Here is a 267-nt window from a genome sequence, read left to right on the forward strand (position 1 = left end):
TATCTCGCGGGTTACCTTTCGATCATTTCCGCCGATCCGGCTCTGACGAGCAATGAGAGCACCTCCGGAAAGCGCATCGGCGTGATCCAGGGGACGCTGCAGGAAATCTATGCCGAGAAGAATCTGAAGGGCGACATCGTCAAGTTCCCCGACAACAACACCGCGGTGGCGGCGCTGAACAACGGGACGATCGACGGCCATTTCACCGACTATGAGTCGGCCAAGCAGTATGTAGAACGCTATAAAAACCTGAAGATAACAATGAAC

The 267-nt window shown here is 54.3% G+C and carries 1 protein-coding gene; it reads left to right on the forward strand.

Annotated features, from left to right (window positions below):
* Positions 1-267, forward strand: a 267-nt coding sequence (locus tag AC0L2O_RS36900) for a type 2 periplasmic-binding domain-containing protein (RefSeq protein ID WP_473373221.1), incomplete at both ends; no start/stop codon positions are given.

The organism is Bradyrhizobium sp. Kon10 (assembly GCF_055807395.1).